The organism is Gluconacetobacter entanii, assembly GCF_013155425.1.
In the GTDB taxonomy this organism is placed as follows: domain Bacteria; phylum Pseudomonadota; class Alphaproteobacteria; order Acetobacterales; family Acetobacteraceae; genus Novacetimonas; species Novacetimonas entanii.
This window is the reverse complement of sequence record NZ_JABJWD010000070.1, coordinates 1-13,086: the sequence shown is the minus strand read 5'-3', so window position 1 is coordinate 13,086 and position 13,086 is coordinate 1. Positions and strand designations below refer to the sequence as shown.

General features: G+C 64.0%; 10 protein-coding genes. 7 read left to right on the top strand and 3 right to left on the bottom strand.

What is annotated here, in order from left to right; all coding sequences use genetic code 11:
- The coding region (locus tag HNH97_RS12555) for an MFS transporter (RefSeq protein ID WP_171791122.1) at positions 1-445 on the top strand (445 nt) is incomplete at its 5' end.
- Between the two features lie 108 nt (positions 446-553).
- Here the strand turns inward: HNH97_RS12555 and HNH97_RS12550 are convergent.
- Positions 554-3,031: a TonB-dependent receptor gene (locus HNH97_RS12550; RefSeq protein ID WP_171791121.1), complete on the bottom strand. Its 2,478-nt coding sequence runs from the start codon at positions 3,029-3,031 to the stop codon at positions 554-556.
- A 207-nt stretch (positions 3,032-3,238) separates the two neighbouring features.
- Between HNH97_RS12550 and phoU the strand changes: the two genes are divergently transcribed.
- From phoU to HNH97_RS12525, 5 genes are all read left to right on the top strand, one after another.
- Positions 3,239-4,006: a phosphate signaling complex protein PhoU gene (gene phoU, locus HNH97_RS12545; RefSeq protein WP_110913963.1), complete on the top strand. Its 768-nt coding sequence runs from the start codon at positions 3,239-3,241 to the stop codon at positions 4,004-4,006.
- Positions 4,003-4,791 (top strand): response regulator, encoded by a 789-nt coding sequence (locus HNH97_RS12540; RefSeq protein WP_110913941.1) that lies wholly within the window; start codon positions 4,003-4,005, stop codon positions 4,789-4,791. The genes phoU and HNH97_RS12540 overlap by 4 nt, the downstream gene beginning before the upstream one ends.
- A 45-nt stretch (positions 4,792-4,836) precedes the next feature.
- Positions 4,837-6,138: a sensor histidine kinase gene (locus tag HNH97_RS12535; protein WP_171791120.1), complete on the top strand. Its 1,302-nt coding sequence runs from the start codon at positions 4,837-4,839 to the stop codon at positions 6,136-6,138.
- Between the two features lie 138 nt (positions 6,139-6,276).
- Positions 6,277-7,449, top strand: a complete 1,173-nt coding sequence (locus HNH97_RS12530) for an OprO/OprP family phosphate-selective porin (RefSeq protein ID WP_171791123.1) — start codon at positions 6,277-6,279, stop codon at positions 7,447-7,449.
- Positions 7,450-7,861: 412 nt separating this feature from the next.
- Positions 7,862-8,323: a MucR family transcriptional regulator gene (locus tag HNH97_RS12525; RefSeq protein ID WP_233044397.1), complete on the top strand. Its 462-nt coding sequence runs from the start codon at positions 7,862-7,864 to the stop codon at positions 8,321-8,323.
- A gap of 94 nt (positions 8,324-8,417) precedes the next feature.
- Here the strand turns inward: HNH97_RS12525 and HNH97_RS12520 are convergent, their stop codons facing one another.
- Positions 8,418-8,870 carry an Rrf2 family transcriptional regulator gene (locus tag HNH97_RS12520; RefSeq protein ID WP_171791118.1) on the bottom strand — a complete coding sequence of 151 codons (453 nt, stop codon included), beginning with the start codon at positions 8,868-8,870 and terminating at the stop codon, positions 8,418-8,420.
- Positions 8,871-8,950: 80 nt separating this feature from the next.
- On the opposite strand from HNH97_RS12520, the gene hmpA reads away from it, so the two are divergent.
- Positions 8,951-10,159, top strand: coding sequence for an NO-inducible flavohemoprotein (hmpA, locus tag HNH97_RS12515; RefSeq protein ID WP_171791117.1), 1,209 nt, complete (start codon positions 8,951-8,953; stop codon positions 10,157-10,159).
- A gap of 173 nt (positions 10,160-10,332) precedes the next feature.
- Here the strand turns inward: hmpA and HNH97_RS12510 are convergent, their stop codons facing one another.
- Entirely contained in the window at positions 10,333-12,759 is a 2,427-nt protein-coding gene (locus HNH97_RS12510; protein ID WP_171791116.1) for a TonB-dependent receptor, read from the bottom strand.
- Positions 12,760-13,086 lie beyond the last annotated feature (327 nt).

The following is a 13,086-nucleotide window of genomic DNA, read 5'->3' as shown; positions in this document are numbered from 1 at the left end:
GGGCAACCGGGGCCTGATGGGGGTGGGGACGTGCCTGTGCGGGATGTGGCTGGCGCTGGCATGGCTGTGCCCGCCGTCATGGGCGGTGACGGTGGCGGCGATGTGCCTGTTCGGCCTGTGCCTTGGCCTGTGCAACCCGGCCTGCTTCGCGCTGCTGGCCCAGTATGTGGAGGACGGCGCGCGCGAAAGCGGCGTGCGCACGGCGGGGCTTGCATGGGCGCTCAACTCCACGGCGTCGAAACTGGCCTTTGACGGTGGGGGCAGCATGCTGGCGTGGCTGCTGGCGGGATACGGGCTGGTCGCGGGCGACCATGCGCAGGCGGTGGCCGCGCGCGCGGGCATCGGGGTTGGGTTCCTGGCCATTCCGGCCTGTGCCTTTGTCGCCGCCGGGGTGGCCGTGCTGCTGCTGTGCCCGTGTCCGGCCAGAGAGGATGAAAACCGTTGATAAAGGAATAGAAGTTTTTGGTGAAGCTTTTTTCAAAAAGCTTCAGAAGACGTCGCCTTTTTAAAAAAAGGCGACACCCAAAAATTTTTATTCATTTCCCTTAACCGTTCAGAACCCGGTGGAGGCCGTGAACAGCACCGCAAGGCCGCCGCCCACGTAATAGGTCGGCGTCTGCCCGGCGATGGTGGTGCCATGCACGCCGGTCGTGTCGCGCGCGTTGAAGGTGGGGGCGGCGACACCGGACAGGTAATGCTGGTTGGTGATGTTGATGAAGTTCATGCGCAATTCCGGCCGCGACAGGAAATAATGGCTGTCCATGCGGTATCCGAACGCAAGGTTGCCGGTGGTATGGTCCGACAGGCGTTCGTCATTCATGAAGGTCGCATACTGGTGGCCGACATATTTCACGTCCGCCATGCCAAAGAAATGCCCGTCGTCATAGCTGATGCCCGCTGACGCCTGCAGCGTCGGGCTGTTGACGGCGGTGCGCCCGCGTGTGCGCAACAGGTCGCCATTGACGGAAATGTCGTCATCGATGGTGGCATGCAGGTATTCCCCCGACAGGTACGGGCTCCAGTGGTGCCACGGATGGGTGCCGATCTCCACATCCACGCCGCGCGTCGTCTGCCCCCCGCCATTGAGGGTGGAGGCCACGGTCGCATTGTTCACGTCGATGGTGGTCTGGATCTCGCGGTTGGTGAAGTCGTAGTTGAACAGCGTCACCCCCCCCATCAGCCACGTCCCGGAATAGCGGTAGCCCAGCTCCTCCGACACGGAATACTGGTTCTTCACCCGGTTGGGGTCGAGTGCGCCGGTAATCGGGCTGTAGGTGGTGAACAGCGCGGATTCATCGGGCGTGCGGAAACTGGTGGTGGTGTTGAAGAAGACCTGGTGGCGCGGCGTGATCTGGTAGCTGATGGCCATGCGCGGCAGCGGGATGGACGTGTTGCTGCCGACATTGGTCTGGTTCCACGCGGCATCGGTCGTGCTGCCGTGCCGGTCGAGCATCACGTCCTTGAACCCGACCTCAAGGTGCAGGCGTTTGTGCAGGAACGTCATCCGGTCGCCCACGTACAGGGCGTTGGTCTGTGCGATGGAATGGAACCCGCCTGCCTGCAACTGCCGCCCGTCGGGGGTCAGGATGGTGCGGCTGATGCGGTCCACCCAGATGTCGGGGGCATATCCGTTCGCACTGACGGCGGTAAAGGGCTGTTTTTCATTGTCGTCGGAATAGTCGTACCATGCCCCCAGCACGAGGTCATGGTTGGCGATGTGCCAGTCCAGCGTGGCGTTCACCCCGGCGCGATAGCTGTTCTGCGTCCAGTTCGCGCGCACCAGGTCATCCACGCCCGGAACCCCGCGCGGTGTCGCCTGCCCCTCGGCATACATCCCCGCATCCGCCAGCGTCGTGCCCGACGGGTCGTTGCCATAGCTCCACTGCGCATAGGGCGTCATCTTCAGCCGCAGCCCGCGCGTCAGGTTGAAATGCGAGGGGGCGGCGACATAGAAGATACGCTCCGGCTGGCGGTACAGCGGCGCGTAATCCGCCCCGCCCGCCGCGTCATCGGGGTCAAAGGTGCGCGCAAGGTTGTTTGCCGCGCCATACGGCCCCGACTGTTTCCAGTCCGCCTTGTCCACCAGCGGGTAGTAGCTGGCGACCATCGTGTTCCATGTCCCGATGAGGGAGACGCGGTTGTCATCGCCCCAGTCGCGCAGGAACTTGAAATCGATATGCTGGCGTTCGTCATGCCCCGGACCGCGCCAGTTGTCGGTATAGCCGTGGGAGTAGGAGACGAAGCCCCGGATGCCGGTATGCCCGATGGTGCCCGTCTCCAGCCGCAGGAATTCGCGGTTGGTGTTGTATGACCCGTACGACACGTCGGCATAGCCACCGGCACGTTCGGCCGGGTCGCGGAACGTCATTTCCATCAGGCCGCCCGCCGCGTTGAGCACGGGGGCGTCAAGGTCCGCCGCCCCCTGGGCGAGGGAGACGGTCTGGTAATTTTCCGTATCCGCGAACTGCCCCGGATAGCCGTTGTAATAGGCAATGTCGTTGAGCGGCATCCCTTCGAGCAGGTAGCCGATCGAATCCCCGCCCATGCCGCGCACGTTGATGTTCGTCTGTGGTGAGAAGCCGAGCGGGTCGGAGGTCGCGACATTCGCGCCCGGCAGCATCGCGACCATGTCGAACGCCGTGGCGGAGGGGGCCTGCTTGTCCATGAAGTCGGTGCCGATGGTGCTGACGGATTTCGGGGCCTTCTCCTCCCGCAGAAGGCCGCCGCCGGGCTGGTGGCCGTGGGGATGCGCCTGGGTTACGGAAATGTGTTCGTGCGCGGGGGCGGGCATGGCGGCGTTCGGGTGCGGCGTGGTGGCGGCCGCGTGCCGGGCGCCCGCGCGCGGTGCGGTGGCGGGCGTTGCGGCAGGTGTTGTGGTGGATGTGGCCGCAGGGGCCGTCGCAGACGTCGCGGGGGCCGCCCACGCGGCGTCATTCGCCCCGCCAAGCACCGCCATGACGGCAGCCAGCACATGGCGCGGTGCGGCGCGGGTCGGTGCCGGATGGTGCTGCAAAAGGACGCGGCGGGTCATGGGGCGGCGGTTTCCTTGGCAAAAGACGTTTGAAAATGTTGATGTTTCAGAAATATGACAATAGCGCCGTCCCCGGCTTTCCACCTTGGAAGAAACGCGCAGGCGATATAATATACCTGCCATCAGGTCCGTAAGCCCTGAAATCATGGTGAAATATGCGCCGTACCGATCGGGCGCATGGCGGACGCGGAAATGGGACAGGGGCTGATGGGACAGGAATCCACACATATCGTCAGCAGTTTCGAACAGGAACTTGAACGGTTGCGCGCCATGATGGTTCGCATGGGCGGGCTGGTGGAACGCCAGACATCGCAGGCGGTCGCCGCCGTGGTGGACCATGACGAAAACGCCGCCGCCGCCGCCCCGGAACTCGACCCGCAGGTCGATGTCCTCGAACGCGATGTGGAGGCGATGGTCATCCGCATCCTCGCCCTGCGCTCCCCGGTGGCGGGCGACCTGCGCGAGGTCGTCTCCGCGCTCAAGATCACGGGCGACATGGAACGCATCGGCGACTGCGCGGCCTCGGTCGCGCGGCGGTCGCTGCGCACGGAACTGCTGGGCACGCGCGTCTCGCTCAGCGGCCTGCGCGGCATGGGGCGCCTGGTGCAGGACAACCTGCGCCGCGCGATCGACGCCATGACACAGCGCGACCCCGAAAAGGCGTACGAGGTGTGGCAGTCGGACACGGCGGTCGATGAACTCTATACCGCGATGTTCCGCGAACTGGTGACGTACATGATGGAGGACCCGCGCAATATCGGGCCGTGCACGCACCTGCTGTTCATCGCCAAGAACCTGGAGCGCATCGGCGACCACGCCACCAACATCGCGGAGCGTGTGTACTATACCGTGACCGGCGACATCCTGCCGGTCGTGCGCCCGCGCGGCGGGTTTTCCGGCACGGCGGCCACCCCCGACGACGCGGTGCGGGAGGAGCTGGCAAAAAATGGCGTGGGAGGGGATGACGCGCCGTGACGTCGCTGTCCACCGCCACCCCTGCCGCCGAATCCACCGCCGAACCCCGTGCGAAGATCCTCGTGGCGGAGGATGACGAGGCGCTGTCCGTCCTTGTCACCTATAACCTGGAGGCGGCGGGATACGAGGTCCGCGCCGTGGCCGACGGGCTTGACGCGCTCGAACAGGTGGGATCGTGGCAACCCGACCTGCTGGTGCTGGACTGGATGCTGCCGGGCCTGTCGGGGGTGGACCTGTGCCGCAGGCTGCGCGCGCGTGGCGGGGCCATGCGCGACATGCCCGTGCTGATGCTGACGGCGCGCACCGCCGAAAGCGACAGCGTGCATGCGCTTGATACCGGGGCGGATGACTACCTGACGAAACCCTGCGGGATGGAGGCGCTCAACGCCCGCGTGCGCGCCCTGCTGCGGCGCAGCGTGCTGAACACGGGCGGCGCCCCCACTGCCGCGCCACAGGTCGATGCGACGGCGGTGCTGCGGTTCGTCGATGTCGTGCTTGATCCCGTCAGCCACCGGGTCACGCGCGCGGGCCGCGTGCTGTCGCCCGGCCCCACGGAATACCGCCTGCTGGAATTCTTCATGCGCAATCCCAACCGCGTCTTCTCGCGCGAGGATCTGCTGCGTTCGGTCTGGGAACGCGGGGTGCATGTGGAATCGCGCACGGTCGATGTCCATATCCGCCGCCTGCGCCGCATCCTTAACGAAGGCGACCTGCCGGACCTGATCCGCACGGTCCGGGCCAGTGGCTATGCCCTTGATGACATGTCCGGTGACGTGACGCCCTGATGACCGCCCGGCCCCGGATGGTCTGGCCCGGCACGGTGCGCGCCCATGCATGACCTCCTTGCGGGTGTCGCGCTTGGCGGTGGGGGATATGCCCTGACGCGCGCCGTGGTGTCGCGGGCCGTGCGATGGTACCGGGGGCGGGAGGACGACGTGCCCCCCGACATGACGCCACGGGATATGGAGGAGGACGCGCAGGCCGCCATTGTCACGGACCGCCCGGCGGGCCGCCTGCTCCGGCGTGATGACCCGGCGCGTGTCGATCCACTCGCCACGCTGCCGCACATGCTCGACCTGCTGCCCGGCGCGTGCATCGTCTTTGGCCCGCGCGGGGACCTTGCCCATGCCTCCACCTCGGCGCGGGACATGTTTGGCGACACGCTCGGCGCGATCGTGCGCCATCCCGCGACGCAGCAGGTGCTCGAACAGCTTTCGACCACGGCGGAGACGACCGTGACACTCGATGTCCCGGTGCGCCGGGTCGTGCGCGTGCTGCTGCGCCGGATCGCGCCGAGTGTGCCGGGCGCGCGCGGGGTTGTCGTCGCATTGCTGGAGGACCGGACGGGACAGGATGCGCTGGACCGCATGCGCGGCGATTTCGTCGCCCATGCCAGCCATGAACTGCGCACGCCGCTGGCCGCGCTGTCGGGGTTCATCGAAACCCTGCGCGGGCCTGCCGCCAATGACGCGCCGGCGCGCGCGCGCTTCCTTGGCATCATGGCGGGACAGGCCGAACGCATGCTGCGCCTGCTGGACCGGCTGTCGTACCTGTCGCGGGTGCAGATGGTCGAACACCAGCGTCCACGCACGCGCATCGACATCGCCCCCGTCGTCGCCCGCGCCATGGATGAGGCCCGCCCCCTGCTGGAGGGCGCGGACATTACCTGCGCGCTCGACGTTGCGCCCGGGATCGGGCCGGTCATGGCCGATGCGGACCAGATCGTGCAGGTGATGCTCAACCTCGTGGGCAACGCCATCCGCTATGCCCCCGGTGTTGCGGGGCGCAGGGCGCGCGTGGATGTCACGGTGGCCAACGCGCCGGGGCGTGACGGGGGGGCGCATGCGCCGTGGCCGTGCGGCGGGGGCGTCGTGGTGTGCGTGCGTGACAATGGCCCCGGGATTCCCGCGCGTTACCTGCCGCGTGTGACGGAGCAGTTCTATCGCGTGCCGGGACAGGTGCAGCAGGGCACGGGCCTTGGCCTTGCGATCGTCAAGCATATCGTTGACCGCCATGGGGGCCGCCTGCAGATCGAAAGCCGCGAGGGGGAGGGCACGGCCTGCACGCTGTGGCTGCCCCCGGCGGAGGACGGGGCGCGTGACCGGCGCGGGGGTGCCGTGGCCGCCGCCTGAAGGTGCATGCCTCACATTTGCGCTGCGGTCGTGCGTGACGTTTCGCACGGTGATGACGGGATGTTATGACCCGCCCGTCGGGGAATGTGTGGGGGAGTGCGGGTTCCTGTGTCGGGTCGGTGGAAAATCGTATCGGGGATGTGCCTGCTGCTGCTGCCCTGCGCGCAGGCCCATGCGCAGGCCGTCCCCACCGTGACCCTGCCGGGCATTACCATCCGCCCCTATGCCACGGACCAGTTGGATGTCGGCGGTTTCGCACAGTCCGCGCCCACCCCGATGGGCACGGGCGCACGTGGCGCGCGCCTGCGCAATGGCGTGCGGATGAACATCCACCAGCAGGTGGAAATTGGCGCGATCTGGGATTTCGGCCCCGCCCCCAACGGTCCGATGCGCCTGTTCGAGGGGCAGGTGTCCTATGTCGGGCTGAAGCATTTCGTCTTTACCGCCGGGGTGTTCAAGCCCAGCTTCGGGCTTGAATCCATGCAGGCGCAGGGCGACACCATCTTTGTCGAACGCGCCAGCATTTCCACCGTGACACGCAACCTTGCCGCCGGGATCGAACGCCAGGCGGTGCAGGCCGAAACCTATGGCCGGCGCTATCACCTCGCCTTGTCTGCCACCGCCGGGACCGCGGGGCCGGGGCAGGACGGCAACCAGCGCGGCATGGCGTTCCGTCTGGTGGGCCTGCCGGTGCGCACGCATTCGCTGCTGGTGCATCTGGGCTTTTCGGGGGAATGGGCCTTTCGCCCCGCCGCCATCAGCGGCAGCGACCCTGCCGTGTCACTGTCCGACAGTCCCGAGATCAATCCGGGCACGGTGTCGAAATACCTGCATACCGGCAGGCTGTATGCCGACAGTGCCGGGGCCTTCGGCGTGGAGGCCGCCGTGGCATGGAAGCGTCTGCTGTTCCAGGGGGAGGGGTACGATATCCTCGTCAACAGCCACATGCCCACGGCGGGCGGGCAGTTGCGTTTCCATGGGTGGTATGGCGACCTTGCCTATACGCTCAATGGCCGCCCGCGTGCGTGGAAGGGGCGGTCGGCCGCGTTTTCATCGCCGACATGCGACCGTGCGCAGCATGTGGCGTGCAACGGGTACGGCGTGCTGGAGGTCGCGGCGCGGTATTCGCAGGTGGACCTGCATTCCGGGGCGGTCCATGGCGGGAACCAAAAGATCGCGGCCCTTGCCGTCAACTGGTGGCCCACCGACATCGTCAGGGTGACGCTGGAATATGAATACGGGCAGGTCACCGCCAGCACCAGCGCGGAACGGTTCGAGGGGATCATGTCGCTGTTTCAGGTCAAGTTCTGATCCAGGCCAACCCGTTGATGAAAAAGGGGGGGCGCGTGTCGCCCCGCATGGCACGGAAGCCGCGGGGTACAGGCGCGCGGCGCCTGATGGATATCTGCAATAAAGATGGGAACTTTCCAGATAGCCATCGCGATGAATACACAAGACATGCCATCCTGACCTGTCACGGTGGATGGCGACGGGCAGGTTCATAATGACGGGGATGTCGTCATGTATAACTGTTCCTCGTAATATATGACATGATATGGTGATTTCATGAAGCCGCATATATATGCGGCTTCATACCGCATGGAGATGAGAATTGCGTATTGGGCGGCATGGGATTATTATCATGCAGCCGGTGATATTATTATGATTTTTTTGTATGAATGGTGGCAAATTGGATAAAAAACTCATCCAGAACTCTGAAATCATGTCCCTGACGACGGATATCGTTTCAGCTTACATGGCCAATAACAGCCTGCCGCCGGAGCGCGTGCCGGAACTGATCCGCAATGTCTTCACTGCCCTTGGCGCCACCGCCGATGGCGGGCAGGACAAGGTGGAGCCACAGCAGCCTGCCGTGCCGATCAAGAAATCCGTCTTCCCCGACTACATCATCTGCCTTGAGGACGGGAAAAAGCTCAAGATGCTCAAGCGGCACCTTGACCGTGCCTATGGCATGACCCCGGACCAGTACCGGGAAAAGTGGGGCCTGCCGCCGCATTATCCGATGACCGCGCCCAACTATGCCGCCAAGCGCTCCGCCCTTGCGCAGCAGAGCGGACTTGGACGCAGCATCACCAGTGCCTCCGCCACGCCTGCCGCCGCGCAGGCGGACGCGGAAGCACCCGCGCGCGCGCGTGGCCGTCGCAGGAAGAACACCGGGGACTGAGTTCCCACACAACAGGTATCCGCGAACAGGAACCTTCAGGTGCCGCCTTTTCCATGGGAAAGGCGGCATTCCTTTTGACCCGCGCGACGCGCCCTCAGGCGGCCGGGGGCGGCGGAGCGTCCAGGAAGCGGCGTTCATGCGCCGTGATCGCCTGCGCCAGCGTATAGCTGTCGAGCACCCCCATGAACGAGTCCAGCGCCTCGTCCAGTACGCCGCGCAGCGAACATCCCCCCACCAGCAGGCATGGCCGCGTCCCCTCCACCGGGGGTTGCATGCAGGTCACAAGGCCGAGGTCTTCCTCGGTATAGCGTACGACATCGCCAATGCGGATTTCCTCCGCCGGGCGGCCAAGGCGCAGTCCCCCCCTGCGGCCACGCAGCGTCTCCACAAAGCCGCCACGGCCAAGCCGGTGGATGATCTTGACCAGGTGATTCTCCGAAATGCCATAGGCCTGCGCAATCTCGTGGATGGAGGTCAGGCGGTCGGTATGGATCCCCAGATAGATCAGTGTCCTCAGGGCATAGTCTGTATGCAGGGTTAAACGCATGGGCGTGAGGTATCCAACATTGACATCCTTTTCCAGCATTATAAAAGATGTGCGAAACAGACATCTTATTGGAGACTTCCATGGCTTCCCCCCTTGATGACAGGACCCGCGCCATCATCAGCGCCTGCGTGCCCGCGCTGGAGGCGCACGGTCTTGCCATCACGACCGAGATGTATCGCCGCCTGCTGGCCAACCCGGACATCCGCGACCTGTTCAACCTGTCGCACCAGCGCGATGGCGAACAGCCACGCGCGCTTGCGCTCGCGGTGCTGGCCTATGCGCGCAATATCGAAAATCCCGGCGCGCTGTCGGGCATGGTCGAACGCATTGCCGAAAAGCATGTCGGGCTGAACATCCTGCCGCAGCATTACCCGTACGTGGCCGACGCCCTGCTGGGTGCGATCGCCCATGTGCTGGGCGATGCCGCGACGCCCGAAATCATGGAAGCGTGGGGGAAGGCGTACTGGTTCCTGGCCGAAATCCTGATCGGGCGGGAGGAACAGATCTATGAGGCGCATGCTGCCGCCCGCGGTGGCTGGGTCGGATGGCGGGCGTTTCGCGTGCGTGCGCGCGTGCCGCAGGCCGAAGGCGTGGTTTCCTTTGAACTGGTGCCCGAGGACGGCAGGCCCGTGATGCGCCACCAGCCGGGGCAGTATCTCAGCTTCCGCCTTGACGTGCCGGGCCATGGGTCCGAACGCCGCAATTACAGCATTTCCTCCGCGCCGGATTCGGGTCATTACCGCATCAGCGTGCGCCGCATTGATGGTGGCGTGGTGTCCGACTGGCTGGATGATACGGTGCGCGAAGGCGCGATCGTGCAGGTTTCCGCCCCGGCGGGGGACTTTACCCTTGCCTGCCCGCCAGCGTCGCCCCTGGTCTTCCTCAGCGCGGGTGTGGGCCTGACGCCGTTCATCTCCATGCTTGGCGCGCTGGAGGAAAGCGGGGCGCAGGTGCCGGTGCGCTATATCCATGGGACGCGCACCCCCGCGACGGAGGCGTTTGGCGCCTATATCCGCGATCTTGCGGCGGCAGGGAAACTGACAGCGGATATCTTCTACAGCCGCCAAGCGCCCAAGGGGGAGGACGCCCCCGCCGGTGTGACGCAGCACGAAGGGCGGGTGACGCCGCAATGGCTGAAGCAGCAGGTGGATGCAAGGGCGACGTGGTACATCTGCGGGCCGGATGGCTTCATGCGTGACATGGTCGCGGCATTGCAGGAGGCGGGCGTGCCACGCGAACGGATCCGTTACGAATTCTTCGGCTCCGCCGCCGATGCGGTGCTGGTGTAAGGGTCGGTACAGAAAAACGCCTGCCCCATGATGGTGGGGCAGGCGTGGTCTGAAATCACCTTGATATTAATCAGGATAAAAGTTTTTGGGTGCCGCCTTTTTTTAAAAAGGCGGCGTTCTTTGAAGCTTTTTGAAAAAAGCTTCACCAAAAACTTTTTTAAATTTCCCGTCGATCAGAAGCTTGCCCCGACCGTCAGGAAGAACATGCGCGGTGCGATCGGATAGGCGGTGTACTGGCCGCTGGCATAGGTGGTGTTCAGCGTGGACCACCCGCGCGTGCCGGTCAGGTTGGTGATGTTGCCCTGGATCTTCAGGCCCTGCACATGCGGGATGTTGCGGATGGTGTATCCGGCATTGATGCTGAACAGGGCATAGGCCTTGGCCGACAGGTCGTTGGTGAAGGTGGTATAGCGCCGGCCGATCACGTCGCCGATGAACTGCCCGTAGAAATCGCCCCAGTTGGTGGAGGCCACGAACTTTTCGGTCCAGTTCGGGATGCCCGCGACATTCTTGCCCGCCGTCGGCACGATCGTGGTGCCGGTCGCGTAATTGTCGTTATAGACGGACTTGTTATACGAAAGCGCGTTATAGAAGGAGAAGTGCGGCCCGAACTGCGCCGTCATGGAGAAGTCCATGCCGTCGGTGCTGACCGAACCCACGTTCGTCAGGATGCTTGCGCTGCCGATGATGTAGGATACGTTGCTGTTATAGGGCGAGGAGGCGACCGACAGCAGGCGGTTTGAATAATGCACGTGGTAGTATTCAAGCTGTCCACTGATGTTCGTCAGCGGTCCGAGATGGACATGGCGGTTGGTGCGCAGGCCGGTTTCATACGTCCATGCGGTTTCCACCTTGCCGTGCTTCTTGAAATCCTCGAACGCGGCCTGGCTGGTCATGCCCCACGGGCTGGCGTTGCCATAACCCGTATCCTGGAAGGAGCGCATGTTTTCCTGGATGTTCGCGAACCACTGTTCATGCGGCGTGATGTTCCACAGCGCGCCGAACGCGGGCAGGAAGGGCTTGGCCGTATTGATGTTGCCGCCGGGAATGGTGCGCGCGGTCGAGGGCGAGAGCGATCCCGGCAGGGCCGCGACCGGCAGGGTGCCGTCGGTATAGACCAGTTCCGACTTGAACCCGGCGCTGAGCATGAAGTTCTTGGTGATCTGCCAGCTATCCTGCAGGTGCGTCGTGATGGTGTTGGTATAGAACAGGTTGGTGTACTGGTGGATCAGCGGGTTCTGCTGCCGGTCATAGGGGCTGGTGGGATCGTTGATGTCGAATGCGTACCAGCGCCGGGCCTGCGTGTTGTCGTTGCGTTCGTACCAGCCGCCAAGTTCGATGTTATGGTGGCCCATCTTGTAATGCAGGGTGGACATGATGCCGCCGCGATTGTCCCAGTATTCGGTCGTGCGCGTCGCCATGCCCGAACCGCCGAACACGCTCGAAAGCTGGGTGGAGGAATCATTGGGGAAATAGGCGCTGAACAGGGTCGGCAGGCCGGCGGCGCTGATGGGGCCTGCGACGACGCCTTCGCCCATGTCATGGTGGTAATAGATCTGGTTGTCCCAGTGCAGGTTGGACGAGAAATCATGCGTCCATTTCACATAGGCAAGGAAATCCTCGCGCTGGGCGTCGGAATAGTAGTTGCGGTAATTGTTGCCAGCCGCCGTATAGGCAGCGGACCCGTTATAGTAATTTACCGCTTCCTTCAGGTTCGGATACAGGAACGGGCGGACATACATGCTGCCGCCGGCGGGTTCGACAATCCCGTCCTCGTTCGGTTCCACCTTGTCCGACCAGTCGAAGAAGGCCGTGACCTTGTCCTTCGACCCCTTGTGGACGAACTTGGCGTTGACCTGGTTGCCGCCCTGGTGGCCCGCGAAATCCCACGCCCGCGCATCCTGCCGCGCCCATGAGAAATAGGCCGAGTTGCCATTGCCGAAATCACCCGTATCGACACGGGCAAAGGTGCGGAAGGTGGACCAGCTACCGAATGTCTGCGAAATCTGGCCGCCCGCCTTGTGCATCGGGTCCTGCGTCGTGAATTCCAGCGAACCGCCAAGGTTGGAGGTCGAGGCCGTGCCCAGCGCGCCAGCACCTGTCGCGACCGAGGTGGAGGCGATATTCTCGCTCAGCGCCGCGCGCTGTGGCGACAGGCCGTTATAGTTGCCATAGGACTGGTCGCCCAGAGGGACACCATCAAGGGTGAAGCCAAGCTGGTTCTGGTTGAAGCCATGGATGTACAGCGACGAATTCTGTTCGTTGTTGCCCCACGGGTCGGCATTTTCAAAGACAACGCCCGGAAGAATCTCAAGCGCCTTGACCGGGTTGATACCCGGCAGGATACGCTGCAACTGGGTGTGGTTGATGCTCTGCTCCGAACGCGTGCGCCGGGCGGTCGCCATGATCTGCTCCACATTGCCGGTGGAGTATCCGTCTTTATCCTTCTTTGTTGTCGCACTGGTCTTGTGGGGGGTGCGGATAGACTTCTTCTGCGCTGCCGGTGTCTGTACCGTCTGGGAATGAGCAACGGACAGCGCGATGGTAGAGCAGAACAGGCCAAGGGCAATACGACCACTACGGATCAGCTTGGGTGGCACCTGGGATTCTCCTGAGTGAAAAGGCAGGAGATGATCTATCTGCACGGTTGCGTTAATTCATGTGAAGCTTTCATGACATTGCGCGCGTGCAACACCGGATTTGTGAAATGACCACAAAGGCGCCCGAAAAGGTGCGCCGGGACGTCACCCGGACATTCGTTGCGACTCCATTTTCGGAAATCCTGTGACACTGTCATAATTTTGTAACAATGTGGGGCCGTGCGACCGCGCCTGTCTGTTGCAACATGACGGGTGGCATGTCCGTGCCATGTGCGGCGGCGTGTCCGCGGCCATGTGCGTGGCGGGGTTGAACGGGGGGGCAGGGGG